Source organism: Streptomyces sp. HUAS ZL42, from assembly GCF_040782645.1.
Classification (GTDB): Bacteria; Actinomycetota; Actinomycetes; order Streptomycetales; family Streptomycetaceae; genus Streptomyces.
In genome coordinates, this window is the sequence record NZ_CP160403.1 from 3,575,625 (window position 1) to 3,602,113 (window position 26,489).

Sequence of the window (26,489 nt, forward strand, 5' to 3'; positions counted from 1 at the left end):
GCGTGGCACGCCTGAAGCGGCCTGCGGAGTAAGCCGGGCCGAGTCCGGGTCGGCTGGGGGTCCGGGGGTCAGCCCCCGGCACAATGCAGCGTCGCGACGCTGAAGCGGCCTGCGGAGTAAGCCGGGCCAAGTCCGGGTCGGCTGGGGGTCCGGGGGTCAGCCCCCGGGACAATGCAGCGTCGCGACGCTGAAGCGGCCCCAGGAACAACCGCTCGGGGTACTGCACGCGGTGTAGCGCAACTGCCGCTCCTGCTCTACGTTCCTCCCGTCGCCGCATGGACGGGAGGACATCCCAGTGCGTACCGCGAACGTCCGAACCATCGTCATCTGGACCCTCGTCGCGCTCGTCGGCGCGACGGGCTGGTCCGTACTCGCGCTCTCCCGGGGCGAGGACGTCTCGGCCGTCTGGATGGTCGCGGCCGCCCTCGGCTCGTACGCCATCGCCTACCGCTTCTACTCGAAGTTCATCGCGTACAAGGTGCTCAAGGTCGACAAGACCAGGGCCACCCCGGCGGAACGCCTCGACAACGGCATCGACTTCCATCCCACCGACCGCCGTGTCCTGCTCGGCCACCACTTCGCGGCGATCGCGGGCGCGGGTCCCCTCGTCGGCCCGGTCCTGGCCGCGCAGATGGGCTATCTGCCCGGCACGATCTGGATCATCGCGGGGGTGATCTTCGCGGGCGCGGTGCAGGACATGGTGGTGCTGTTCTTCTCCACCCGCCGGGACGGCCGTTCACTCGGCCAGATGGCGCGCGAGGAGATCGGCCCGTTCGGCGGCGCGGCCGCGCTGGTCGCCGCGTTCGCCATCATGATCATCCTGCTCGGCGTGCTGGCCCTGGTGATCGTGAACGCGCTGGCCGCCTCCCCGTGGGGCACGTTCTCCATCGGAATGACGATCCCGATCGCCCTGCTCATGGGCTTCTACCTGCGGGTACTGCGCCCGGGCCGGGTCGCCGAGGTGTCGCTGATCGGCGTCGCGCTGCTGCTGCTCGCGCTGGTCGCCGGCCGCTGGGTCGCCGAGTCGTCCTGGGCCGACACCTTCACCCTCGCGCCCTCGACGCTGGTCATCTGGCTGGTGGCGTACGGCTTCATCGCCTCGATCCTGCCGGTGTGGACGCTGCTCGCGCCCCGCGACTACCTCTCCACCTTCATGAAGATCGGCACGATCTTCATGCTCGCCCTCGGTGTCGTGATCGCCCTGCCGACACTGAAGATGGACGCGGTCACCGACTTCGCCTCGCGCGGCAACGGCCCGGTCTTCGCGGGCTCGCTCTTCCCGTTCGTCTTCATCACCATCGCCTGCGGCGCCCTGTCGGGCTTCCACTCGCTCATATCGAGCGGCACGACGCCGAAGATGATCCAGAAGGAGACGCAGGTCCGGATGATCGGCTACGGCTCCATGCTGATGGAGTCGTCGGTCGCGGTCATGGCGCTCGTCGCGGCGAGCATCATCGACCCGGGCCTGTACTTCGCGATGAACGCACCGGCCGGCGTGATCGGCACGACCGTGGAGAACGCCTCGCAGGTGGTGGGCAGTTGGGGCTTCCAGATCTCCCCCGCCGCGCTGGCCAAGGCGGCGGAGAACGTGGAGGAGTCGACCCTGCTCTCCCGCACCGGCGGTGCGCCGACGCTCGCCATCGGCGTCTCGGAGATCTTCTCCAAGGTGACCGGCGGGGGCCTGAAGGCCTTCTGGTATCACTTCGCGATCATGTTCGAGGCGCTGTTCATCCTGACCGCACTGGACGCCGGCACGCGCGTGGGCCGTTTCATGCTGCAGGACATGCTGGGCAACGTCGTACGGCCCTTCAAGAACGTCAGCTGGAAGCCGGGCCTGGTCATCACCAGCGGGATCGTGTGCGGCCTTTGGGGCTACTTCCTGTGGGTCGGAGTCCACGAGCCCCTCGGCGGCATCAACCAGCTGTTCCCGATCTTCGGCATCTCCAACCAGCTCCTCGCCGCCGTCGCCCTCGCGGTCTGCACGACGCTCCTGGTGAAGTCCGGACGCCTCAAGTGGGCCTGGATCACCGGTGTTCCGCTGGCCTGGGACGCCACGGTGACGCTGACGGCGAGCTGGCAGAAGGTGTTCTCCAGCGACCCGAAGGTGGGGTTCTTCAAGCAGCGCCAGGTGTTCCAGGACGCGATCGACGCGGGCAAGGTCCTGCCACCCGCGAAGAACATGGACGACATGCACACCGTGGTCACCAACTCCACTGTGGACGGCGTCCTCTCGGCGGTCCTGGCCGTCCTGATCGTGGTGGTGATCGTGGACGCCCTGAGGGTCTGCGTCCGGCACATACGACGGCCCGCGCTCTCCACGCTCAGCGAGGCGCCCTACGTCGAGTCGAAGATCGTCGCCCCGGCCGGGCTGGTCCCGACGAAGGAGGAGAAGGAGGAGGAGCGCGATGCCGTCGGCGCTGCTACGCGTACTTAGGAGCGTGCGCTGGTATGTGCGGGAGCTGACCGACGAGTCCGCGTACGACCGCTACGTCGCGCATGTCCGGAAGGATCACCCGGACGCCGCGGTGCCGTCCCGGCGCGATTTCGAGCGGATGCGGACGGACCGTCAGGAGGCCGACCCCCGGGAGGGTTTCCGCTGCTGCTGAGTCTTCACAGAATCGACATACCGATATGCGGACCAGGTCTTCCGCGTACGTGATCCCCTCGCCTAGATTGCCTGCGCGTTACACGGGTGATCGGTGAGGGGACGGAGCCTGGAATGTCGAATGTGCCTGAAGTGAGACCACCAGTGGTGACACCGGTTCGCGTGATCATCGCTCTCTGCCTCGTGGCGCCCTTCGTGGCGATGCTGTGGGTCGGCTCCTACGCCAAGACGGACCCCGCGTTCATCGGGATCCCGTTCTTCTACTGGTACCAGATGCTGTGGGTGCTGATCTCCACGGCGTTGACGATGGTCGCGTACCGGCTGTGGCAGCGTGACCAGCGCGCCCGCGCGGCCCGGAAGGGCGGTGTGGCGCAGTGAAGGACGGCGTGAACGGCGTGGCACTCGCCGTCTTCATCTTCTTCTTCCTGGCCGTCACGGTCATGGGCTTCCTGGCCGCGCGGTGGCGCAAGGCCGAGAACGAGCACAGCCTCGACGAATGGGGCCTGGGCGGCCGGTCGTTCGGCACCTGGATCACCTGGTTCCTGCTCGGCGGCGACCTCTACACGGCGTACACCTTCGTCGCCGTACCGGCGGCGATCTACGCGGCGGGCGCGGCCGGCTTCTTCGCGGTCCCGTACACGATCCTCGTGTACCCGCTGATCTTCACCTTCCTGCCGCGTCTGTGGTCGGTCTCGCACAAGCACGGGTACGTGACCACCTCGGACTTCGTGCGCGGCCGCTTCGGCTCGAAGGGCCTGTCGCTGGCGGTGGCCCTCACCGGCATCCTGGCGACGATGCCGTACATCGCACTCCAACTGGTCGGCATCCAGGCGGTGCTGGACGTGATGGGCGTGGGCGGCGGCGAGAGCACGAACTGGTTCGTGAAGGACCTGCCGCTGCTGATCGCCTTCGGTGTGCTGGCCGCGTACACGTACTCGTCGGGGCTGCGCGCACCCGCGCTGATCGCGTTCGTCAAGGACACCCTGATCTACATCGTCATCGCCGTCGCGATCATCTACATCCCGATCAAGCTCGGCGGGTTCGACGACGTCTTCGCCAAGGCGGGCGAGGCGTTCGGCCAGACCAACCCGGCGACCGGGAAGCCCCGCGGGGCACTGGCCCCGGCCGAGGCGACCCAGTGGACGTACGCCACGCTGGCGCTGGGCTCGGCGCTCGCGCTGTTCATGTACCCGCACTCGATCACCGCGACGCTGTCCTCGCGCAGCCGTGACGTGATCCGCCGCAACACCACCATCCTGCCGCTGTACTCGCTGATGCTGGGCCTGCTCGCCCTCCTGGGCTTCATGGCGATCGCGGCCGGAGTCAAGGTCACCAACGGGCAGCTGGCGATCCCGCAGCTGTTCGAGACGATGTTCCCCGACTGGTTCGCGGGTGTGGCCTTCGCGGCGATCGGCATCGGCGCACTGGTCCCGGCGGCCATCATGTCCATCGCCGCCGCGAACCTCTTCACGCGCAACATCTACAAGGACTTCATCAAGCCCGACGCGACGCCGGCACAGGAGACCAAGGTCTCCAAGCTGGTCTCGCTCCTGGTGAAGGTCGGCGCGCTGGTCTTCGTCCTGACGATGGACAAGACGGTCGCGATCAACTTCCAGCTGCTCGGCGGCATCTGGATCCTGCAGACCTTCCCGGCCCTGGTCGGCGGCCTGTTCACGCGCTGGTTCCACCGCTGGGCACTGCTGGCCGGCTGGGCGGTCGGCATGATCTACGGCACGTCCGCCGCGTACGGCGTCGCCTCCCCCACGCAGAAGCACTTCGGCGGCTCGGCGAAGGAGATCCCCGGCATCGGCGAGATCGGCTACATCGGCCTGACGGCGTTCGTGCTGAACGTGGTGGTGACGGTGGTGCTGACGTTCGCCCTGAAGGCGGCGAAGGCCCCCGAGGGCATCGACGAGACGAGCCTGGAGGACTACACGGCGGATGCCGGGGACCCCGGCGTCCAGACGGAGTTGCCGCCGGCGACGGCGGGGGCGAGCCACTAGCGCAGGTGAGCATGCCGACCTGGGGGCGCGGGGCTGTGTCGATATGCGGCTCCGCCGCGCGGGCGCGACCAGCCACAGAAAACCCGCAGCGAGCCGCCGAGAGCAAGAACCACGGCGGCCCGCTTTCGTGCAGACTCACCCGCATGGACATAGAGATCCGGGCAGCGAAACCAACCGAATACGAACCCCTCGGCAACATCACCGCCCGGGCCTACCTCCACGACAACCTCCTCGCCTTCGGCGAGAGCGACTGGTACCTCGGCGAACTGAAGAACGTGGCCAAGCGAGCCACCGCCGCAGAGGTACTCGTGGCCACACTCGGCGGCCAGCCGGTCGGCACCGTCACCTACGTCCCGTCCGGCGGCCCCATGGCCGACCTCGCCCGCACCGGAGAGGCCGAGATCCGTATGCTCGCCGTGGCCCACGAAGCCCGGGGAAGGGGCGCCGGAGAGGCTCTCGTACGCGCCTGTATCGACCGGGCGAGGGCCGCCGAGGGATGCACCGGCATCGTCCTGTCGACGCAGCCCGTCATGTACGCCGCCCACCGCATCTACGAACGCCTCGGCTTCGTCCGCGCCCCCGAGCGCGACTGGCAGCCGATCCCGGGCAGCGACTTCACTCTCGTCACCTACGAGTTGACGTTCTGACACGCTCCGAAGTCACCGCGACACAACATATGGGGGCGTCACCGGAACCCGACACAAGATGTATGCTCATGCTCGCTGTCGCCGCAGGGGAATCCGGTGCGAATCCGGAACTGTCCCGCAACGGTGTACTCGCGTGCGTCCGCACGCCCGTCCAGTCCGAGGACCTGCCGACAGTGCGCCCGGCCGTCCGGTCCGGGTGCCTGACGTCCGGGCCTCGTGGAATGGGCCGGTGGACGCGACGCCGTGTGCGCTCGTGAGCTGCCCCCTGCCCTCCGCAAGGCCCCGTGCCGAGCGAGGGAGAGCCCCACGTGACCATCGCGCCAGCCGACCCGGCTGCAGCGACGCCCGCCGTGGCCGACGACGGTCCCGGAGCCGCGCTGCTGCGGACCCTGACCGAGCTGACCGCCGACCTCCCCGACGCCGACCCCGGCCGGGTCGCCGCCGCCGCGCTGCGTGGCCGGTCGGCGCATGCGGACGAGACGGAGTTGCGCGAGCTGGCCACGGAGGCGGCCGCCGGCCTCATCTCCGAGGACCCCGCCTACTCGAGGCTGGCCGCCCGGCTGCTGACGATCAGCATCGCCGCCGAGGCCGCGTCGCAGGGCGTCACGTCGTTCACGGGGTCCGTCGCCGTCGGCCACCGCGAGGGGCTCGTCGCGGACCGTACGGCGGAGTTCGTCCGCGTCCACGCCGACCGCCTCGACGCACTCGTCGACCCGCAGGGCGACGACCGATTCGGCTACTTCGGGCTGCGCACGCTGCACAGCCGCTACCTCCTCCGGCACCCGATCACCCGTCGCGTGATCGAGACGCCGCAGCACTTCATGCTCCGGGTCGCCGCCGGTCTCGCCGAGGACGACACCGCCGGCTCGTTCGACGAAGTCGCCGCGCTCTACGGGCTCATGAGCCGCCTCGACTACCTGCCCTCCTCCCCCACCCTCTTCAACTCCGGCACGCGTCACCCCCAGATGTCGTCCTGCTACCTCCTCGACTCCCCCAAGGACGAGCTGGACTCCATCTACGACCGCTACCACCAGGTCGCCCGCCTGTCGAAGCACGCCGGCGGCATCGGCCTTTCGTACTCCCGCATCCGCTCCCGCGGGTCCCTCATCCGCGGGACCAACGGCCACTCCAACGGCATCGTCCCGTTCCTGAAGACCCTCGACGCCTCGGTCGCCGCGGTGAACCAGGGCGGCCGGCGCAAGGGCGCGGCCGCGGTCTACCTGGAGACCTGGCACTCCGACCTCGAGGAGTTCCTGGAGCTGCGCGACAACACCGGTGAGGACGCCCGCCGTACGCACAACCTCAACCTCGCGCACTGGATCCCGGACGAGTTCATGCGCCGGGTGAACGCCGACGGGCAGTGGTCGCTGTTCTCCCCCGCCGACGTGCCCGAGCTGGTCGACCTGTGGGGCGAGGAGTTCGACGCCGCGTACCGCAGGGCCGAGGCCGAAGGACTCGCGCGCAGGACCGTCCCGGCCCGCGACCTCTACGGCCGCATGATGCGCACCCTCGCGCAGACCGGCAACGGCTGGATGACCTTCAAGGACGCCGCCAACCGCACCGCCAACCAGACGGCCGAGCCGGGTCACGTCATCCACTCCTCCAACCTCTGCACGGAGATCCTGGAGGTCACGGACGACGGGGAGACCGCGGTCTGCAACCTGGGGTCCGTCAACCTCGGCGCGTTCGTCACGAACGGCGATCTCGACTGGGAGCGCCTTGACGCCACCGTCCGCACGGCCGTCACCTTCCTCGACCGCGTCGTCGACATCAACTTCTACCCGACCGAGCAGGCGGGCCGCTCCAACGCCGAGTGGCGCCCGGTCGGCCTCGGTGCGATGGGCCTGCAGGACGTCTTCTTCAAGCTGCGCCTGCCCTTCGACTCGCCGGAGGCCAAGGCGCTCTCCACCCGGATCGCCGAGCGGATCATGCTGGCCGCGTACGAGGCGTCCGCCGACCTGGCCGAGCGCAGCGGCCCGCTGCCGGCCTGGGAGAAGACCCGTACCGCCCGGGGCGTTCTGCACCCCGACCATTACGACGTGGACCTCGCCTGGCCAAAACGCTGGGCGGCCCTGCGGGAACGTGTCGCCGCGGTCGGCATGCGCAACTCGCTGCTGCTCGCCATCGCGCCCACCGCCACCATCGCCTCGATCGCGGGCGTGTACGAGTGCATCGAGCCCCAGGTCTCCAACCTGTTCAAGCGCGAGACGCTGTCGGGTGAGTTCCTGCAGGTCAACTCGTACCTGGTGAAGGACCTGAAGGAACTGGGCGTCTGGGACGCCCGTACCCGGGAGGCCCTGCGCGACGCCAACGGCTCGGTGCAGGACTTCGCGTGGATCCCCGAGGACGTACGGCGGCTGTACCGCACGGCGTGGGAGATCCCGCAGCGCGCTCTGATCGACATGGCGGCGGCCCGTACCCCGTTCCTGGACCAGGCCCAGTCCCTGAACCTCTTCATGGAGACGCCGACCATCGGCAAGCTCTCCTCGATGTACGCGTACGCCTGGAAGTCAGGCCTGAAGACGACGTACTACCTGCGCTCGCGCCCGGCGACCCGCATCGCCCGCGCCGCACAGGCGCAAACGCCGATTCCCGTACAGACGACCCCTGAAGACGCGGTCGCCTGCTCCCTGGAAAACCCCGAGTCCTGCGAGGCCTGCCAGTAATGACCAGCGAAGCCAAGAACCTGCTCGACCCGGGCTTCGAGCTGACTCTCCGCCCCATGCGCTACCCGGACTTCTACGAGCGCTACCGGGACGCCATCAAGAACACCTGGACCGTGGAGGAGGTCGACCTCCACTCCGACGTGGCCGACCTCGCGAAGCTCACGCCCGCCGAGCAGCATCTGATCGGCCGTCTGGTGGCCTTCTTCGCGACGGGCGACTCGATCGTCGCGAACAACCTGGTGCTGACGCTGTACAAGCACATCAACTCCCCCGAAGCGCGCCTGTACTTGAGCAGGCAGCTCTTCGAGGAGGCCGTCCACGTCCAGTTCTACCTGACGCTGCTCGACACCTACCTGCCCGACCCGGAGGACCGCGCGGCCGCCTTCGCGGCGGTCGAGAACATCCCGTCCATCCGCGAGAAGGCCGAGTTCTGCTTCAAGTGGATGGACTCCGTCGAGAAACTCGACCGCCTGGAGTCGAAGGCCGACCGCCGCCGCTTCCTGCTCAACCTGATCTGCTTCGCCGCGTGCATCGAGGGCCTGTTCTTCTACGGTGCCTTCGCGTACGTCTACTGGTTCCGCAGCCGGGGTCTGCTGCACGGTCTGGCCACCGGCACCAACTGGGTGTTCCGTGACGAGACGATGCACATGAGCTTCGCCTTCGAGGTCGTGGACACCGTCCGCAAGGAGGAGCCGGACCTCTTCGACGACGAACTCCGGCAGCAGGTGACGGACATGCTGCGCGAAGCCGTCGAGGCCGAGCTGCAGTTCGCACGCGACCTGTGCGGTGACGGCCTCCCGGGCATGAACACCGACTCGATGCGCCAGTACCTGGAGTGCGTCGCCGACCAGCGCCTCACCCGCCTCGGCTTCGCCCCGGTCCACGGTTCCGAAAACCCCTTCTCCTTCATGGAGTTGCAGGGTGTGCAGGAGCTGACCAACTTCTTCGAGCGGCGGCCTTCCGCCTACCAGGTGGCGGTGGAGGGCACGGTCGACCTCGACGAGGACTTCTAGCCTCCGAAGACGAGGACTTCTGGCCTCCGGAGGCTTGGGACGGCCCATGGAGCTTCCATGGGCCGTCCATGGACCTTCTATGGAGCGGCAAAGTTCTCCTGACCCTTCTTCTCCCGCCTCCTCGGCCCCGGTTACGTTCGGGCCGTCCTGCTCATGCCACGTTCCACGGCATCGCAGGGTGTCCAATGTCATGCTCATGACCGCGCACTCTGCCGTTCGCTACGCGCGTCACGGGCCTGCCTGAAACCCCACCGACGGAGGCAGTACCCCCCATGCGTGAGAAGCCCCGACGGAGTCTGCGAAGACTCCTGACCACCGCGATACCCGTCCTCGCCCTCGGCCTCGCCGGGCTCGTCGCCGCACCGACGGCACAGGCCCAGACCACCCCTTCGCGGGTGACCCAGAACGCCAAGGCCCTCACCGCTCCGGAGCGGCAGGCCGTACACGCGGCCGGCACGGCCGGCCAGCAGGTGCCCACCGAGCACCTGTGCGGTGAAGCGACCCCCGGTCACGCCGCCTGCTTCGCCCAGCGCCGCACCGACATCAAGCAGCGGCTCGCCTCCGCGACGGCGGCCGCCGCGCCCTCCGGCCTCAGCCCGGCCAACCTGCACAGCGTCTACAACCTGCCCTCGACCGGCGGCTCCGGTCTGACGGTCGCCGTGGTCGACGCGTACAACGACCCCAACGCCGAGTCGGACCTGGCCACTTACCGCTCGACGTACGGCCTGTCGGCCTGCACCAAGGCCAACGGCTGCTTCAAGCAGGTCAGCCAGACCGGCTCGACCACCTCGCTGCCGACGAACGACACCGGCTGGGCGGGCGAGGAAGCGCTCGACATCGACATGGTCAGCGCGGTCTGCCCCAACTGCAACATCATCCTGGTGGAGGCCGACTCCGCGAACGACACCGACCTCGGCATCGCGGAGAACGAGGCCGTCTCCCTGGGCGCGAAGTTCGTGTCCAACAGCTGGGGCGGCGACGAGTCGTCCTCCCAGACCAGCGAGGACACCTCGTACTTCAGGCACCCGGGCGTCGCCATCACGGTGAGCGCGGGTGACAGCGGCTACGGCGCCGAGTACCCGGCGACCTCCCAGTACGTGACCGCCGTCGGCGGTACCGCGCTCTCCACGTCCTCCAACTCGCGCGGCTGGACCGAGTCCGTGTGGAAGACCAGCAGCACCGAGGGCACCGGCTCCGGCTGCTCCGCGTACGACCCCAGGCCGAGCTGGCAGACCGACACCGGGTGCGGCAAGCGCATGGAGGCCGACGTCTCCGCGGTCGCCGACCCGGCGACGGGCGTGGCCGTCTACGACACCTACGGCGGCTCCGGCTGGGCGGTCTACGGCGGTACGAGTGCTTCGGCGCCGATCATCGCGGGTGTGTACGCCCTCGCGGGCACCCCGGGATCCAGCGACTACCCGGCGAAGTACCCCTACAGCCACACGGGCAACCTGTACGACGTCACCAGCGGCAGCAACGGCAGCTGCACCACCTCGTACTTCTGCACCGCGACCACCGGCTACGACGGCCCGACCGGCTGGGGCACCCCCAACGGCACCACCGCCTTCGCCTCCGGCAGCAGCTCCGGCAACACGGTGACCGTCACCAACCCGGGCAACCGGTCGACCACGACCGGCGGCTCGGTCAGCCTGCAGATCAAGGCGACGGACAGCGCGGGCGCGACCCTCACCTACACCGCCTCCGGCCTGCCCACCGGCCTGTCGATCAGCAGCTCGTCCGGGCTGATCTCCGGTACGGCGTCCACCGCCGGTACGTACCAGGTCACCGTGACCGCGAAGGACAGCACGGGCGCCTCCGGCTCGGCCTCGTTCACCTGGACGGTGGGTTCGAGCAGCGGCACCTGCACCTCGTCCCAGCTGCTCGGCAACCCGGGCTTCGAGTCGGGGAACGCCACCTGGAGCGCCTCCAGCGGCGTCATCACCAACTCCAGCGGTGAGTCGGCGCACGGCGGCTCGTACTACGCCTGGCTGGACGGGTACGGCTCCTCGCACACCGACGCGCTGTCCCAGTCGGTGACCATCCCCTCGGGCTGCAGGGCGACCTTCACGTTCTACCTGCACATCGACACCGCGGAGACCTCCACCAGCAGCGCCTACGACAAGCTGACGGTCACCGCGGGATCGACGACCCTGGCCACCTACTCCAACCTCGACAAGGCTTCCGGCTACACCCAGAAGTCCTTCGACCTGTCCTCGTTCGCCGGCTCCACGATCACCCTGAAGTTCAGCGGTGTCGAGGACTCCTCGCTCCAGACCAGCTTCGTCGTCGACGACACCGCCGTGACGACCGGCTGATCACCGCTCCGCCCCGGGCCCCGGTCGCTTCTGCGGCCCGGGCTCCGGCGTGGATCCGAGTGGGCGGGTGACACGTCCAAACGGCAAGGAGGCCCCCCATGCGCAGAACGATCCGGCACCCGCTGCTCGCCCTCGCGACGCTGACACTTCTCCTCGCGGGCTGCGGCACTCAGACGGACAGCGGCAAGGACGGCAGCCGCACCGTGTCGCCGCCCCCCACGTCGACTCCGCCTTCCGCTTCGGCTTCGGCTTCGGCTTCGGCGGGCTGTACGGCGGAGTCGGCGCTCGACGCCGCCGACAGCGGCCGGACGGTGTGCCTGGCTACAGGCGGCACGGTCCGCATCAGCCTGGACGGCACCGCCAGCCGGCCCTGGCAGCCGGTCAAGGCCGACGGCAGCGGCCTCGAGGCCACCAACAGCGGCATCGTCCTCCAGCCGGGCGACGCGAGCGCCGCCTTCAGGGCGGTCTCGGCGGGGACGGTGCGGCTGAGCACGTCGCGCCCGCTGTGCGCCACCGAGACCGGCGGCGTCTCGTGCAAGGGCATTCAGGAGTGGTGGGTCACCGTCGTGGTGAAGTAACCCCCGGCTACGGGTCGCTCGGCCGGCGGACCGGAGCCGGCGGCCTCCCGGCGGGCCCGCTCGGCCTCCCGGATCTGGCGGTCGACGCGCCTCTCGCGCACGATCCCGATCACTGACGGGAGGACCAGGAGAACGAGGATCCCGAAGACGGTGAGCATTCCGATCAGTCCTTCTGTCTGTCCGGTAGTCATGACACCACTGTCACGCCGAATGCTCCTTACCGGGAGTGGCAGGACTGCCGCACACCCTCGAATTACTGCCACTTCCGAGGCACACTGGCAGCATGCTGAAGAACGTGGCGGCCGTCCTGCTCGACGGCGTGCATCCCTTCGAATTCGGCGTCGTCTGCGAGGTCTTCGGGATCGACCGCAGCGACGAGGGACTTCCGGTGTACGACTTCGCGGTGGTCTCGGCGGAAGGACCGACGCTGAGCACTCATGTCGGCGGACTCACGGTCTCCACGCCGTACGGCCTCGACCGGCTGGAGGAGGCGGACCTGATCGCCGTGCCGGCCGGCCGCGAGTACGTGAGCCGGGACTATCCGCCCGAGCTGCTGAACGCGCTCGTCCGGGCCGTCGACCGCGGGGCAAGGGTGCTGAGCGTCTGCTCGGGCGTCTTCGTGCTGGGCGCCGCCGGGCTGCTGGACGGGCGGCGGTGCAGTGTGCACTGGCGGCAGGCGGAGCAGCTGGCCCGGCGCTTCCCGCGCGCGGTGATCGAACCGGACGTGCTGTACGTCGACGAGGACCCGGTGATCACGTCGGCCGGGACGGCCGCCGGCATCGACGCCTGTCTGCACCTCGTACGCAAGGAGCAGGGCCCGGAGGTCGCCAACAGGATCGCCCGGCGCATGGTCGTGCCGCCACACCGCGACGGCGGCCAGGCGCAGTACATCGAACGGCCGCTGCCGAGCTCCACGTGCGACACGGTCGGCGAGGTGCTCGTGTGGATGGAGCGGAACCTCCACGAGGAGGTCACGGTGGAGCAGCTCGCCGACCGTGCGCACATGTCCCCGCGCACCTTCGCCCGCCGCTTCCAGCAGGAGACGGGCACGACCCCGTACCGCTGGATCCTGCGCCAACGCGTGCTGCTGGCCCAGCAGTTGCTGGAAGCGACGGACGAGACGATGGACGCGATCGCAGGCCGCACGGGATTCGGCACCGCGGCAGCGCTGCGGCACCAGTTCGTACGGGCCCTGGGAACCACGCCGAACGCCTATCGGCGCACGTTCCGGGGGCCCGAGGCGGCCTGACCCGTCACCTCGCCACCGGCCTCACCAGCAGTCTCTGCGGGCGCAGGGTGATGCCGACCCGTGTCGTGTCGCTGGACCCGGCCACCTGCTCGAAGCGGTACTTCGTGGCGATCGCCGCCGTGATGAGCGACAGCTGGGCCATCGAGAAATGGTCGCTCGGGCACTTGCGGTTGCCCAGACTGAACGGCCGCATGGCGTATTTCGGCACATCCTTCACCCGTTCCGGAAGCCAGCGGTCGGGGTCGAAGTCGAGGTGATGCGCGTACGAACGCGGATCGCGCTGGATCGCGTACGGGCTGTACACGATGTCCGCCCCGGCCGGAATGCGATACCCGCCGAGTTCGGTGTCGGCGACGGCCCGCCGCGTCAATATCCATACGGCTGGGCGCAGACGCATGGTCTCGACCACGACATTGTTGGTGTGGGTGAGCCGGTGGACGTCCTCGAATGCCACGGGACGCCCGTCCGTCACGGATTCCACCTCGGCACGCACCCTGTCCGCCTGTTCCGGGTGTTCCGCGAGGACCTGGAGCAGCCACATGATCGTGGAGGCGATGGTTTCACTGCCGGGGGTGAGTATCGCGACGACCTGGTCGTGGACCTCCTGTTCCCCGATGGGATCGCCATTGTCGTCCTTCGCATCCAGCAATGCCGTCAGCAAATCGTCCGGCTTTTGACCGGATGCCCGGCGTTCGGCGACGATCTCGTCGACGAGGACATGCAAATCGGCCAGAGCCCGGTTGAATTCGCGGTTGGCCGGAAGTGGCAGCCGGTACAGCGGCCCGAGCGGGACCACCATGCGCCGGTACATGCCCCCGAAGACGATCGCGAGCGCCCTGCACAGGCGCTCGGCCCGCTCGTCCATGTACCGGCCGCGCAGCAGGCAGCGGGCCGAGATGCGCACGGCGACGCGGAAGGACTCGGAGGTGCAGTCGATGGTCTCGCCGGTCTTCCAGCGCTCGGTCAGCGCGTGCGCCTCCTCCTCCATGATCGGGCCGTACGCGGGTATCGCGTCGAGCCGGAAGGCGGGCTGGATGGTGTGCCGTTGCCGCCGGTGGCGGGGGCCGTTGGCGGTGGCCACGCCCTCCTTGCCGAGCAGGCCCTCCAGGGACTGCCACAGGGGTCCGTCGATCACGAAGTCGGGGCTCAGGGCGAGGGCGCCCGTGAGGGCCGGCGTGGTGACGGCGTACACCGTCTTGGGGCCGAGCTTCAGGCGGACCACGTCGCCGTGGTCGCGCAGCCGGGCCATGAAGGCGAGCGGGTCGCGGACCAGTTTCCAGCCGTGGCCGAGCAGCGGGGCCCCACCGCCCGCCAGAGGCGGCTCCTTCAACTCCGGTGCCTGGACTTCCACGGGTTTCACGGATTCGACGGTCATTTCTCACCTGCCGCTTCGTTGTTGACGTACGGGGGCGTGGACCTATCGTCCCAGCTGTCGACCATGTACCTGCCGGACTCGTGGTGGAACCAGTAGACGGAACTGAACCAGTTCCGCATGTTGCAGAGGCAGGCGCGCACGGCCGCGCTCAATTCCTTTCCCCGCACCGTGCCGTCGTCGAGGCCGTCGGCGAACCGGATCGCCTCCCGCTCGGTGACGAGGAATTCCGAAATGCATTCCTCGATCCGCCGCCGAACTTCCTCGACCGCCCCTTCCAGGGTCAGCCCCTCGTGGGCGACGAGACTTATTCCGAGATTGTGCACCTCGTCTCCCGCTATTTCTTTCGGGAGCGAGCACAGATCGTTGTACCAGGCGGCGAATTCCTGGCTCAACAGCGCCGCCCGCCGATATGCCGGGTGTTTCCTTACACCGTCCGGGAGTTCGCATCCTGCACTCGGCTCGAGCAGGTCGGTCCAGATCCGGTGCGCGAAGGTCAGGCGGCGCAGCGCCAGGTATTCCTCGACCCTGGGGATGATTCCGTGGGTGCGGTTGCGGAATTCTTGGTCGTACGCGTCGATCACCGCGTGGAAGTGCCGGGCGAAGCGGGCGTTCCACGTCCGCGGCAGGAACGAGTACAGCCGCACCATGCTGTCCGCGAACGCCGCGACCAGGGAGTCCTCGTGGTGCAGATGGTGCCCGGGGGAGTCGAGGGCCGCGTGTAACTCGAACCTCAACCGCCGCCAGGCGTCCGCGCGGCCGTGCACGATGTCACGGTCGTGGCGGTCGTCCCAGACGAAGAACCATGCGCTGTAGTCGGCGATCGCCTGCAGGACCTCATCGGGGGCGCCGATGTAGTAGCCCGCCATGAGGTCGGTGTAGCAAAGGCCGTCGGCATATTCCTCCACTTTGTCCGCAGGCATGAGCCGCTTTTCCAGCAGCCAGGTGCGGGTCTTCTCCTGGAGCCTGGGCCAATACGGATGCAGTTGTCGGGGAAACGCCGCCTCGATCACAGGAAGGGAGAGCGACGGTGGTACGGCGATCGCTGTCGGTGTCGATGTGGTGCCGGGTGGGAAAGCATGCACGGACAAACCCCTCTCAGCCGCCGGATGAGCGCACGCCCCTCCCGCTGTGCCGGGCGTGCGCCGTTGCGTATCCCCGCACTTCCCATTCAGCACCACAACTGAGCGTTCTGGGAATGGATTTGCTCCCTTCACTACCCCGCGGTGCCAAGAATGTCCCCTTGCGCAACTGGTTCCGGATCGCTAGGGGAGCAGACGCGATCGAATGTGCGACGGACAGACGAACGGCGCCTGTTCGGGCAGGGAAACCCGAACAGGCGCCGTACGTAAGGGAATTGTGAAGGTCAGTCGTTCGCGACCACGGGGTAGCGGGGCTCGTTCTCCGCCATCTGCCGCAGCGCGTCCTTGCGTTCACGCTTGGAGAGCCGGTCGATGTAGAGGTACCCGTACAGATGGTCCGTCTCGTGCTGCAAACACCGGGCGAAGTAGCCCGTGCCGCGCACCTTGATCGGGTTGCCCTTCTCGTCCTGCCCGGTCACCTCGGCGTAGTCGGGCCGGGCGAGCGGCGCGTACGCGGTCGGCACGGAGAGGCAGCCCTCGTTGCTGTCGTCCAGGCGGCGCTTGTCGGCGGGCAGTTCGACGAGCTTCGGGTTGCAGACCACGCCGACGTGCCGCACACCCTCGTCGTCCGGGCAGTCGTAGACGAACACCTTCAGGTCGACGCCGATCTGGTTGGCGGCGAGGCCCACACCCTCGGCGGTGCGCTGGCTGGCGAACATGTCGTCCACCAGCTTCAGCAGCTCGTCGTCGAACCCGGTGACGTCCTTGCACTCCTTGTGCAGCACCGGGTTCCCGACGACCGTGATCGGCCGCGAGGTGCCGCGCCCGCGGTACGCCTGCTCCCGCTCCTCCGTGTCCTCGGTGTCGATGACGAAGCCCTCGTCGTCCACGGGGAGCACGCCCGCGTGCTGCTGATCGGTGTCCTGCTGCGCCATGACCGACGTATGCCTTCCTAGAAAAACGGGGGTGTGATGCTGATACAGGGTACGGTGAAGCGCCCCCATAGGGGCGCGGGGAACTGCGCGACCAGCCACGACGGCGCCGCAGCGTCGAACGGACTCAGCAAACCTCTTCCAAGTCCCGCCAATCCCTGGAATCCGGGCTGTCCGCGACCCACCCGTCCAGCAACCCCCTCACCAGCGAAGCCGGCGCAGCCACCCCGCACTCCCGCTCCGGCACCCACAGCTGCCCGTCCGTCCGATGCCCCAGCGGCCCCGGGTGCCCCGGCTCACTGTGATCGTGCGGGTCGAGATGCTCCCCGTCACCCTCGTCGGACGGCATCCTCGACTCCGAGCACATCCGGCACAGCAGCCGTACGGACGACGACCAGTCCTCCGCCGCGAACCCCGCGTCAGCGGCAAGCTGCTCCAGCGCGTCCCGGTCGTCCTCGCTCGCAGCCTCCAGCAGCACCACCCAGGTCGGCACCGGCGATGGCGCCCACAGCTCGATCTCGTCGAACACCGGGTAGGCATGCCCCGCGGCGGTGGTCCGCTCCCCGTGGGGCACCCCGTCGTGCAGCACGACCTCGCCCCAGCGCCGCCCGGACGACGGCAGCGGGATGGACAGCACCTCTATGCGGGCGGGATCGAGCCGACGCCCCCACACGACCTCGGCCTCGCCCTCGGGCGACAGCCGTACGGCGGCGCTCCCGAGGTCCATGCCCAGCGGCTCCCCGGAGGCGGTGGCCCCGCCCGGCACATACAGCCCGTACGCCTGCCAGGCCCGCCGCGCGAGCGGCCAGTCCTGCAGCGCGGTGGCCGCGATGCCCACGTTCCACCAGTCAGGTGCGCCCGTCTCCCGGTCGAGCAGCGCGACGGCCCTCAGACCGGCCGCCCGGGCCTGCTCCCAGTCGTGCCGGAACTTGTGCAGGAGGGCGAGGTTGAACCAGGACTCGGAGAGCCACGGCTCCAGGTCCGCGGCACGTGTCAGCAGCGCGCCGGCGTCCTCGTACCGGCCGTCGCCGATCAGCGTGAACGCGCGGTCGGTGGCCTGCCGCCAGGAGGCGGAGGGCCGATGCCGTCCCTTGCCGAAGATCCTCACGATTCCCGCCTGCCAGTTCCGTTTAGTGGGCTGGCCAGTGCCCCCGGACACTCTCTCCCTCGCATCCAACCACGTGCGGCTGGAAGGGCGCTCATTACCCATGGGTTACCCAGCTGCGGGCAAGGTCAGACAGCCCCGGGACAGCACCCGGGCCAGCGCCTCCACGACCTCGGGCGAGTACTCCGCGGCCGTCCCCAGCCGCAGCTCCTCCAGGGCTGTCAGGGGCCCTCCGGGCCCTGCGGCGCGCGACTTCTCGTCGTAGGCGTTCACCGCGCGCACGATCCGTGCGGCCACCGGCTGCTCGTCGCAGGGGTCGGCCTGCCGCTCCACGACCACGGCGACCGCCGCGTCGACCCCGGTCTGCCGTACGACGGCCCCGCCGAGCAACGCGATCCGCCGCTGCTCCGCCACCGGCAGCGCGGCCGTGGCCCCCGCGGGCACGGGATCGACCAGGCTGAGCTGCCCTATGTCGTGCATGAGGGCGGCGTACTCCAGCACGGTCAGATCGGGTTCCGAAAGCCCCAGGTCCCGTCCCACGGCCCGGCTGAGCGCGGCGACCCGCCGGGCGTGCCCGGCCGGGGTGTACCCGGCTATCTCGGTGGCCCGTGCGAGGGAGGCGATGGTCTGCCGGTAGGTGGTCCGCACGGCGGCGTAGCGGCGGAAAGCCAGCTGCGTCAGCAGCAGCGGCAGCGAGAACACGGGCAGGGCCCACAGCCCGACGACCGCCACCGCGAGCGCCATCACCGCCCCTGTGGCGCACACGGCGGAGCCGATCCCGGTCATGGCCCGCAGTTCGTCCCGCAGCAGCGGCCCGAACGGCCACCGGGTCCGTGCGTGCGCCAGCGCGGCGGCGAGCACGGCGTCGCAGAGCGCCGTGAGGGAGAGCAGCGCCAGTAGCAGCAGCGCGTAGGCGGGTCCGTCCCATGTGTCGAACGCCCCGCGGTTGTAGAGGGGTTGGAAGCACACGGCGGCGAACCCGGCGGTGTGCACCCGCCGGGCGAGATGGTCGAGGGCGGGCCGCCGCCCCCGCGCGATGTGCGGCACGCTGCCGAGGAGGGAGGCGGCGAGCACGACGGCGACGACCTGCGCGACGCCGTGATGTGTGGGCCAGCCGGCGTTCTCTCCGAGCAGGGCGTACGACAGGGCCCCCGCGGCGCCGAGCGGCGCGGCCTCCCTGAGATCGGGCCCACGCCACCGGGTCAGCTCACCGAGGGTGACGAGCAGACCGAAGGCGAGTGCGAGGGGTCTCTCCTCGAGGCCGGTCCAGAGGGTGACGGCGAAGGAGGAGAGAGCGAGAAGGGCGGCGGACGTATGGACCAGGGGGAGCAGGAGACAGGGCCGACACGGGCTCATCGGTGCACTCCCGGCCGGCTGGGTACCGGCGGCCGGGAACGGGGCGGGCGGGGCTCGTCGGCCGTGACCGTGGGGTGCCAGCCGTGCCGGGCCAGCGCCCTGACGAGGGCTTGCACCATCCGCGGATCGAACTGGGACCCCGCGCACCGCTCCAGCTCGTTCAGCGCGGCGGAAACAGGCCGGGCCCTGCGATAGGACCGGTTGGACGTCATCGCGTCGAAGGCGTCGGCGACGGCCACCACCCGTGCGGACTCCGGAATCTGACTCCCCACCAGCCCGTACGGATACCCGCTCCCGTCCAGCCGTTCGTGATGGTGCAGCACCGCCGCCCTGGCCTCCCCGAGGAAGGAGATCCCCCGCACGATCTCGTGGCCGTACTCGGGATGCAGCTCGATCACCCGCCGCTCCTCGGGGGTGAGCGGCCCGTCCTTGCGCAGCAGCCGGGTGGGCACCCCCAGCTTCCCCACGTCGTGCAGGATCCCGGCGAACCGCAGCACCTCGATCCGCTCGTCGTCCAGCCCCAGCTCATGCGCGATCATCATCGACGCCTGTCCGACCCGCTCGCTGTGCCCGCGGGTGTACCCGTCCTTGATGTCGACGGCCTGCACCAGCGCACGGATGGTCGCCTGGTGGGCCGCCCGTTCCCGGTGGTACTGCGCGAACACCCACCACGACACGCACATCGGCAGCAGCACGAGCAACGCGGCGACAGGCCCGTACGGACTGCGCCACAGCACGGCCATCATCAGCCCGGCGAGCCCGTGCACGGCAACGGGCGCGAGCGACCGCAGGAACAGCTCCCGCCAGGCCCGCCGCACCAGTGCGCTCCCCCGCCGCCCCGCAGGCGCGGGCGGCAACCCCGTGGTCAGTGCGAGGATCCCCGCGTCCAGCACGGCGAGCACGGCACAGAACACCAGCACCGCCGCCCCCGCCGGCACGAGCGCGTACGGGAAGTCGCACTCCATGACGGAGTCCCACCCGTCCAGCGCCCAGTGCACCCAGGCCGCCGCCCACACGCCGAGGACCAGCCGGGCGGCCCGCCAGATCCGGCGCAGCAGAAAGGGGCGCTGCTCCACACGGGAGAGCAGCGCCCCGGTGACGGCCACGAGTGCGGCGGCGGACGGCGGCAGCAGGAACGCCCCGGCCAGCAGGACGGGGTAGAAGGTGCCGGTCAGGCGCCGTCCGGCCACCTGCTCGCCCGCGGCGTACAGCCCGCTCAGCAGCAGCGCCGCCCACCAGGGCGTGGGAACGGTCGGCAGCGGCAAGGGGCCGTCGGGACTGTGCGCGATCGGCAGACAGAGCAGCGCGCCGAGGCAGGCACAGACGACGTACACACGCGCCCGCGCCGGAACCGCCTCCATCGCCACTCCCCTGACCCGTGCCCGTCCAGGCTGGGAGCCTAGGGTGGCGAGAGGCGGGGCCGCGGGCGTTCCACCCGCGGATTAGCCCGTTCGAGTGATGAGGGTCGGTTCAGGCGTCCTGCGTCGGTTCAGGCGTCCCGCGTCGGTTCAGGTTTCCTGCGGAGTCGCCGGCGCGGCCGTCACGTCGTGCTCGGGCACGATCTGCCCGGAGCGAATCAGCTCAAGTCGCCCCATGACCTTGGCGCGCAGGTCGCTGGGCACGTCGTCATGCCCGCAGCACCGCTTGACCAGCTTCTTCACGGCCTGCTCGAGACCGTACTTCTCCAGGCACGGCGAGCACTCCTGGAAGTGCTGCTTGAACTTGTCGCGATCGACGTCCGGCATCTCACTGTCGAGGAACTCGTAGAGATGATCGAGTACCTCACTGCAGTCCGTCTCGTGCGGCTCTCCGCAGCTCATGAGCCCGAGCCTTTCGCTTCGTCCGACTCTCCGGCGCCGGCCGGGACCAGCCCGCGCTCACGGGCGTAGTCCTCGAGCATGCCGCGCAGTTGACGGCGGCCCCGGTGCAGCCGGGACATCACCGTACCGATGGGTGTCCCCATGATGTCCGCGATCTCCTTGTACGCAAAGCCCTCAACGTCCGCGAGATACACGGCGATGCGGAACTCCTCGGGGATCGCCTGCAGTGCTTCCTTCACGTCCGAGTCGGGCAGGTGGTCGAGCGCCTGCGACTCCGCGGAGCGCAGACCGGTCGACATGTGCGACTCGGCGCGGGCGAGCTGCCAGTCCTCGATCTCCTCGGCCGCGCTGCGCTGGGGTTCACGCTGCTTCTTGCGGTACGAGTTGATGAAGGTGTTGGTGAGGATCCGGTACAGCCACGCCTTGAGGTTGGTGCCTTCGCGGAACTGGTGGAAGGACGCGTACGCCTTGGCGTACGTCTCCTGCACCAGGTCCTCGGCGTCCGCCGGGTTGCGCGTCATGCGCAGGGCGGCCGAGTACATCTGGTCGAGGAATTCGAGCGCGTCCCGCTCGAAGCGCGCGCTTCGCTCCGCGCTCGACTCCGCGCTGTTGCCCTGGCCCTCGGGCTGCTCCGCCTGGCCGTGTTCGGTCCCTGCGTCGGTCCCAGTGACCGGACCCACCTCCTCAAGATTCCGGGCCGGACCGAAACCGGTCCCGCTCGAATCGGAGGATAGACGACGATCCGGTCCGTCCGCCGCCCGAATGGACGTGGCCTTCGCCGCGTGCAGCACCGTCCAGTCCAGGTCAGTGCGGCTGCTGCGGCTCGGGCAAATGGTCGAACCCATGCGGCGGACTTCCTCTCCCACGACGTCGGTGCCGGTGTTTCAGCACTTCTGTCGGCCTCAACAGAGGCCCGGCCCGCAACATTCCCGACCCTTTACCCCAGTGACCCGGCCCACGTCACAACCGCTTCGGTGACGATCGCCACCGCCTGCTCCTGCGTGAGCTCCGCCCGCTTCGGCACGGCGAAGCCGTGGTCGCCGTACGGCACCTCGACGAGTTCGTAGGCCCCCTCCGGGAACTCCTCGGGCCTCCCGAACGGGTCGTTCCCCCCTTGGACGACGAGCGTGGGCGCTCCGGCCCCCAGCAACTCGTCGGCCCGGGACTTCTCGGGCCTGCCGGGCGGATGGAGCGGGAAGCTGAGGGCGAGGACGGCGTGCGCGCCCAGTTCGACGGCGGTACGACAGGCGACACGGGCCCCGGCACTGCGCCCACCGGAGATCACGGGCAACCCGGGCTTGGCGAGCGCCGGCCACAGCCCCCGCCACCCGACGTCGAGCGTCCCGGGCGCGGGCGCCACCTTCTTCCCGGCCACCCGCCAGGGCTGCTCGACGAGGGCGACGGTGACGCCGTGCCCGGGGAGGTCGTGTGCGAGCGCTTGAAGATCACGGGCCTCGATGCCTCCACCGGCACCGTGGCCGACGGCGAGGACGAGTGCGGCCTTCCGGGCGGGATGCCAGGTGATACGGGCGCTCCCGGCGTCGGTCTCGACAGTCTCGGTACGGGTCACAAAACCACCGTAATCACATGGCCGTCAGGCGGCGGACCCAACGCCCGGTCAGCCTCAGAACAACGTCCCCTCCTCCGGCCCCTCGAGCTCCTTCAGCAGCTCGGGCCCGTTGTTCCGCACATTGCTGACCGCCGTGGAAACGGGATACGCCCGCATCAACCCCTCACCCGGCGGCGCCAGCAACTCCCGCAGATCCTCCACATCCGTCCGCGACGGATCCAGCCACGCATCCCACCGATCCGGCGTCAGCATCAACGGCATCCGGGGATGAATGTCCGCCAGCGCCCGCGGCCCCTCCGCCGGCCCCACCGCCAGCGGCGTCTTCTCCGCCTCGGTCGTGATCACTGAGCACGTCACCCACCAGGCCTGCGGATGCTCGTCCGGCAGCGTCCGGTCACGCCAGAACTCGTACAACCCGGCCATGGCGAAGACGGACCCGTCGGCCGGCAACACGAAGTACGGCTGCTTGCGGGGCCGCTTCTTCTTCCCCTCGACCTCCAGATCCCGCTCCTGCTCCCCCGTGACCCACTCGTAGTAGCCGTCGGCCGGGATGATGCACCGCCGGGAGACGAAGGCCCGCCGGTACGACGGCTTTTCGAACACCGTCTCGGCCCGCGCATTGATCATCCGCGCGCCCCCCTCGGGCGTCTTCGACCAGGACGGCACCAGCCCCCACTTCAGCTTCCGCAGCTGCCGAACCGGCCGCGGGTCGTCCACGTCTTTGAGAGGACGGTCGAGGACGGCGTAGACCTCCTTGGTCGGAGCCACGTTGTAGTCGGGCGCCAGGGTCTCTTCGGGGTCCCACTTCTCGATTTCAAAGATTCCTGCGAGATCCTCGGGCCTGCGACTCGCTGCATACCGTCCGCACATACGTGCCACACTGCCAGACTCCGTACGACGAGAGGGAGCCACCGGGAAACATGGACAGCACCGCATCCACCGCGCTGCCCGACCTCTGGGACCGGCTCATCGGCACCCAGCCCGACCCCGACCTCTGGGTGGTGCTCGGCACCATGGTCGCGGCGCTCGCGATAGTCGTCCCGCACAACCTGTGGCACCTCTCCCGCAACGCGATCACCATCGCCCACGAGGGCGGCCACGGCCTGATCGCCCTGCTCACCGGTCGGCAGCTCACGGGCATACGGCTGCACTCCGACACCAGCGGCCTCACCGTCAGCCGAGGCAAGCCGCACGGCATCGGCATGATCCTCACAGCTGCCGCCGGCTACACCGCTCCCCCACTCCTCGGCCTGGGCGGCGCGGCACTGCTGGCCGCGGGGCACATCACGCTGCTGTTGTGGGCGGCCACGGCCCTCCTGATGGCGATGCTGGTGATGATCCGCAACGCCTACGGCGCCCTGACGGTGGTCGTCACCGGCGGAACCTTCGTGGTGGTCTCCTGGCTGGCCGGCCCCCAGGTGCAGGCCGCGTTCGCCTACGCGGTGGTGTGGTTCCTGCTGCTCGGTGGAGTCCGCCCGGCCTTCGAACTCCAGGCGAAGCGCTCCCGCGGCGGCGCGGGCGACTCGGACGCGGACCAGCTGTCGCGGTTGACGCATGTGCCGGCCGGGTTGTGGTTGTTCTTGTTCCACGCGGTGTCGCTGTGCTCGCTGATAGGCGGGGGCAGGTGGCTGCTGGAGGTGTGATCCACCCCGTGGGGGCAGCATCAACGGGGCGCGGGGCTGTGTCGATCAGCGGCTCCGCCGCGATGGGGGTCCCCCCGATCGGGCGAAGCCGAGAGTGGGGGAGCGACCTGCCACGACGCTCCCGCACCCGAACGACCGCCCCCCAAGTTCACTAGAGTGGGGCCCATGGCCCCGAACCCCGCACACACCGCCCTCTGGCCCGCCCCGCACGCGAGCGGAGCCGTCGACGCGACGGTCCACGTGCCGGGATCCAAGTCGGTCACCAACCGCGCCCTCGTGCTCGCCGCCCTCGCCTCCGAGCCCGGCTGGCTGCGCCGCCCGCTGCGCTCCCGCGACACGCTGCTGATGGCGGACGCGCTGCGCGCCATGGGCGTCGGCATCGAGGAGGGCGTGGGCCCTGACGGGACGGGCGAGGCGTGGCGTGTGCTCCCCACGGGCCTGTCCGGCCCGGCCACGGTCGACGTCGGCAACGCGGGCACGGTGATGCGGTTCCTGCCCCCGGTCGCCGCGCTCGCGGACGGCCCCATCCGCTTCGACGGCGACCCGAGGTCGTACGAGCGTCCCCTGCACGGCGTGATCGACGCCCTGCGCGTCCTCGGCGCGCGGATCGACGACGACGGCCGCGGGGCGCTGCCGCTGACGGTCCACGGCGGCGGAGCGCTGGACGGCGGTCCGGTGGAGATCGACGCCTCGTCCTCCTCGCAGTTCGTCTCGGCGCTGCTGCTCTCGGGCCCGCGCTTCAACCAGGGCGTCGAGGTCCGCCACACGGGCTCCACGCTCCCCTCCATGCCCCACATCCGGATGACCGTGGACATGCTGCGCGCGGTCGGCGCCCAGGTGGACACCCCGGAGTCGGGCGGCGAGCCGAACGTCTGGCGGGTCACGCCGGGCGCCCTGCTCGGCCGCGATCTGACGATCGAGCCGGACCTGTCCAACGCCCAGCCCTTCCTGGCGGCGGCCCTGGTGACCGGCGGCAAGGTCCTCGTCCCGGACTGGCCCGCCCGGACGACCCAGCCGGGTGACAGGCTGCGGGAGATCTTCACCGGGATGGGCGGTTCCTGCGAACTGACCGAGTACGGCCTGGAGTTCACCGGATCGGGTGCCATTCACGGGATCGACGTGGACCTCGGCGACGTCGGCGAGCTGACTCCCGGCATCGCGGCGGTCGCCGCCCTCGCGGACTCCCCGTCCACCCTGCGGGGCGTGGCCCATCTGCGCCTGCACGAGACGGACCGGCTGGCCGCGCTCACCAAGGAGATCAACGAACTCGGCGGTGACGTCACCGAGACGGCCGACGGCCTGCACATCCGCCCGCGCTCCCTGCACGGCGGGATCTTCCACACGTACGAGGACCACCGCATGGCGACGGCCGGCGCGATCATCGGCCTCGCGGTCGAGGGCGTGCAGATCGAGAACGTGGCGACGACGGCGAAGACCCTGCCGGACTTCCCCGAGCTGTGGACCGGGATGCTCGGGGCGTAGGGACGCGGGGATACAGTCATGCGCCGCTACGGCAAGCACACCGACGAGGACGACATCCGCAGCCGTCCGAACCGCAAGGGCAACCGACCCCGCACGAACATCCGCCCCAAGCACGAGGACGCGGCCGAGGGCATGGTCCTCACGGTCGACCGCGGCCGGCTGACCTGCCTCGTCGACAGCCGGATCGTCCTGGCGATGAAGGCCCGTGAGCTGGGCCGCAAGGCCGCGGTCGTGGGCGACCGGGTGGCGCTGGTCGGGGACATGTCCGGTAAGAAGGACACCCTCGCCAGGATCGTCCGCATCGAAGAGCGCACCTCGTTGCTGCGCCGGACCGCGGACGACGACGACCCGTACGAGCGCGTGGTCGTCGCCAACGCCGACCAGCTGGCCATCGTCACGGCCCTGGCCGACCCCGAGCCGCGCCCCCGCCTGATCGACCGCTGTCTGGTGGCGGCGTACGACGGCGGCCTGGACCCCCTCCTGGTGCTGACGAAGTCGGACCTGGCCCCGCCCGACAAGCTTCTGGAGCTCTATGGCGACCTCGACATCCCGTACGTCGTCACCAGCCGCGAGGAACTGGAGAACGGCGGCGCGGCGGACCGGGTGCGGGAACAGCTGGACGGCAAGATCACGGCTTTCGTCGGCCATTCGGGGGTCGGCAAGACGACCCTGGTGAACGCCCTGGTCCCGGAGGACCGCCGCCGGCTGACCGGCCATGTGAACGCGGTGACGGGCCGCGGCCGGCACACGACGACGTCGGCCCTGGCGCTCCCGTTGCGGGACACGGGCGGCTGGGTGGTGGACACCCCGGGCGTACGGTCCTTCGGCCTGGCCCACATCGACCCGTCCCGCGTCATCCACGCCTTCCCCGACCTGGAGCCGGGCACGGAGGGCTGCCCGCGCGCGTGCAGTCACGACGAGCCGGACTGCGCTCTGGACGAGTGGGTCGCGGAGGGTCACGCGGACCCGGCCCGGCTGTACTCCCTGCGCAGGCTGCTGGCGACGAGGGAACGCAAGGAAGGCGACTGACCTCTGCGTTGTTTGTGGGGGC

General features: G+C 69.7%; 24 protein-coding genes and 1 riboswitch. Of the genes, 13 read left to right on the forward strand and 11 right to left on the reverse strand.

The annotated features are described in order from the left end of the window. Nucleotides 1-295 precede the first annotated feature (295 nt). The 9 genes from ABZO29_RS16230 (at nt 296) to ABZO29_RS16270 (ending at nt 11,827) form a co-directional block, all read left to right on the forward strand. A complete protein-coding gene (locus tag ABZO29_RS16230; protein ID WP_367320901.1) occupies nt 296-2,434 on the forward strand; it encodes a carbon starvation CstA family protein in 2,139 nt (712 codons plus the stop codon). Next, nucleotides 2,406-2,606, forward strand: a complete 201-nt coding sequence (locus ABZO29_RS16235; RefSeq protein WP_367320902.1) for a YbdD/YjiX family protein — start codon at nt 2,406-2,408, stop codon at nt 2,604-2,606. Before ABZO29_RS16230 ends, ABZO29_RS16235 begins: the two co-directional genes overlap by 29 nt. Before the next feature lie 113 nt (nt 2,607-2,719). After that, nucleotides 2,720-2,983 (forward strand): DUF3311 domain-containing protein, encoded by a 264-nt coding sequence (locus ABZO29_RS16240; RefSeq protein WP_367320903.1) that lies wholly within the window; start codon nt 2,720-2,722, stop codon nt 2,981-2,983. After that, complete coding sequence (mctP, locus tag ABZO29_RS16245; protein ID WP_367320904.1) at nt 2,980-4,608, forward strand: monocarboxylate uptake permease MctP; 1,629 nt, start codon at nt 2,980-2,982, stop codon at nt 4,606-4,608. The genes ABZO29_RS16240 and mctP overlap by 4 nt, the downstream gene beginning before the upstream one ends. A 143-nt stretch (nt 4,609-4,751) precedes the next feature. Beyond that, nucleotides 4,752-5,255 carry a GNAT family N-acetyltransferase gene (locus ABZO29_RS16250; protein WP_367320905.1) on the forward strand — a complete coding sequence of 168 codons (504 nt, stop codon included), beginning with the start codon at nt 4,752-4,754 and terminating at the stop codon, nt 5,253-5,255. A gap of 87 nt (nt 5,256-5,342) precedes the next feature. Continuing rightward, nucleotides 5,343-5,420, forward strand: a riboswitch (cobalamin riboswitch). A gap of 143 nt (nt 5,421-5,563) precedes the next feature. Beyond that, nucleotides 5,564-7,921 (forward strand): ribonucleoside-diphosphate reductase subunit alpha, encoded by a 2,358-nt coding sequence (locus tag ABZO29_RS16255; RefSeq protein ID WP_367320906.1) that lies wholly within the window; start codon nt 5,564-5,566, stop codon nt 7,919-7,921. Then, complete coding sequence (locus ABZO29_RS16260) at nt 7,921-8,934, forward strand: ribonucleotide-diphosphate reductase subunit beta (protein WP_367320907.1); 1,014 nt, start codon at nt 7,921-7,923, stop codon at nt 8,932-8,934. Before ABZO29_RS16255 ends, ABZO29_RS16260 begins: the two co-directional genes overlap by 1 nt. Nucleotides 8,935-9,206: 272 nt before the next feature. Then, nucleotides 9,207-11,249, forward strand: a complete 2,043-nt coding sequence (locus ABZO29_RS16265) for a putative Ig domain-containing protein (protein WP_367320908.1) — start codon at nt 9,207-9,209, stop codon at nt 11,247-11,249. A gap of 98 nt (nt 11,250-11,347) precedes the next feature. After that, the gene (locus tag ABZO29_RS16270; RefSeq protein WP_367320909.1) at nt 11,348-11,827 is read left to right on the forward strand and encodes a hypothetical protein; all 480 of its coding nucleotides are present in this window, start codon (nt 11,348-11,350) and stop codon (nt 11,825-11,827) included. Here ABZO29_RS16270 and ABZO29_RS16275 read toward each other — a convergent pair. Then, entirely contained in the window at nt 11,794-12,018 is a 225-nt protein-coding gene (locus ABZO29_RS16275; RefSeq protein WP_367320910.1) for a hypothetical protein, read from the reverse strand. The two genes, ABZO29_RS16270 and ABZO29_RS16275, sit on opposite strands and share 34 nt — an antisense overlap. 92 nt (nt 12,019-12,110) lie before the next feature. On the opposite strand from ABZO29_RS16275, the gene ABZO29_RS16280 reads away from it, so the two are divergent. After that, entirely contained in the window at nt 12,111-13,076 is a 966-nt protein-coding gene (locus tag ABZO29_RS16280; protein ID WP_367320911.1) for a helix-turn-helix domain-containing protein, read from the forward strand. Nucleotides 13,077-13,080: 4 nt separating this feature from the next. Here ABZO29_RS16280 and ABZO29_RS16285 read toward each other — a convergent pair whose 3' ends face one another. From ABZO29_RS16285 to ABZO29_RS16330, 10 genes are all read right to left on the reverse strand, one after another. Then, the gene (locus tag ABZO29_RS16285; RefSeq protein WP_367320912.1) at nt 13,081-14,451 is read right to left on the reverse strand and encodes a cytochrome P450; all 1,371 of its coding nucleotides are present in this window, start codon (nt 14,449-14,451) and stop codon (nt 13,081-13,083) included. After that, nucleotides 14,448-15,533, reverse strand: coding sequence for an epi-isozizaene synthase (gene cyc1, locus ABZO29_RS16290; RefSeq protein WP_367320913.1), 1,086 nt, complete (start codon nt 15,531-15,533; stop codon nt 14,448-14,450). The genes ABZO29_RS16285 and cyc1 overlap by 4 nt, the downstream gene beginning before the upstream one ends. Nucleotides 15,534-15,814: 281 nt before the next feature. Further along, nucleotides 15,815-16,465 (reverse strand): peptide deformylase, encoded by a 651-nt coding sequence (def, locus tag ABZO29_RS16295; RefSeq protein ID WP_367320914.1) that lies wholly within the window; start codon nt 16,463-16,465, stop codon nt 15,815-15,817. Nucleotides 16,466-16,589: 124 nt separating this feature from the next. After that, nucleotides 16,590-17,570, reverse strand: coding sequence for a tetratricopeptide repeat protein (locus tag ABZO29_RS16300; protein ID WP_367320915.1), 981 nt, complete (start codon nt 17,568-17,570; stop codon nt 16,590-16,592). A gap of 105 nt (nt 17,571-17,675) precedes the next feature. Continuing rightward, a complete protein-coding gene (locus tag ABZO29_RS16305; RefSeq protein ID WP_367320916.1) occupies nt 17,676-18,923 on the reverse strand; it encodes an HD-GYP domain-containing protein in 1,248 nt (415 codons plus the stop codon). After that, nucleotides 18,920-20,284, reverse strand: coding sequence for an HD-GYP domain-containing protein (locus ABZO29_RS16310; protein ID WP_367320917.1), 1,365 nt, complete (start codon nt 20,282-20,284; stop codon nt 18,920-18,922). Before ABZO29_RS16310 ends, ABZO29_RS16305 begins: the two co-directional genes overlap by 4 nt. A 147-nt stretch (nt 20,285-20,431) precedes the next feature. Further along, the gene (gene rsrA / locus ABZO29_RS16315) at nt 20,432-20,743 is read right to left on the reverse strand and encodes a mycothiol system anti-sigma-R factor (RefSeq protein WP_367320918.1); all 312 of its coding nucleotides are present in this window, start codon (nt 20,741-20,743) and stop codon (nt 20,432-20,434) included. Then, nucleotides 20,740-21,423 (reverse strand): RNA polymerase sigma factor SigR, encoded by a 684-nt coding sequence (sigR, locus tag ABZO29_RS16320; protein ID WP_367320919.1) that lies wholly within the window; start codon nt 21,421-21,423, stop codon nt 20,740-20,742. Before sigR ends, rsrA begins: the two co-directional genes overlap by 4 nt. A 257-nt stretch (nt 21,424-21,680) precedes the next feature. Then, nucleotides 21,681-22,313 (reverse strand): alpha/beta family hydrolase, encoded by a 633-nt coding sequence (locus tag ABZO29_RS16325; protein WP_367320920.1) that lies wholly within the window; start codon nt 22,311-22,313, stop codon nt 21,681-21,683. Nucleotides 22,314-22,367: 54 nt separating this feature from the next. Continuing rightward, nucleotides 22,368-23,183, reverse strand: coding sequence for an SOS response-associated peptidase (locus ABZO29_RS16330; RefSeq protein ID WP_367320921.1), 816 nt, complete (start codon nt 23,181-23,183; stop codon nt 22,368-22,370). Between the two features lie 50 nt (nt 23,184-23,233). Between ABZO29_RS16330 and ABZO29_RS16335 the strand changes: the two genes are divergently transcribed. From ABZO29_RS16335 to rsgA, 3 genes are all read left to right on the forward strand, one after another. After that, nucleotides 23,234-23,956 carry a M50 family metallopeptidase gene (locus ABZO29_RS16335; RefSeq protein ID WP_367320922.1) on the forward strand — a complete coding sequence of 241 codons (723 nt, stop codon included), beginning with the start codon at nt 23,234-23,236 and terminating at the stop codon, nt 23,954-23,956. A gap of 165 nt (nt 23,957-24,121) precedes the next feature. Further along, on the forward strand, nt 24,122-25,438 hold the full coding sequence (gene aroA, locus ABZO29_RS16340) for a 3-phosphoshikimate 1-carboxyvinyltransferase (RefSeq protein ID WP_367320923.1): 1,317 nt from the start codon (nt 24,122-24,124) through the stop codon (nt 25,436-25,438). 18 nt (nt 25,439-25,456) lie between these two features. Next, on the forward strand, nt 25,457-26,467 hold the full coding sequence (rsgA, locus tag ABZO29_RS16345) for a ribosome small subunit-dependent GTPase A (protein WP_367320924.1): 1,011 nt from the start codon (nt 25,457-25,459) through the stop codon (nt 26,465-26,467). Nucleotides 26,468-26,489 lie beyond the last annotated feature (22 nt).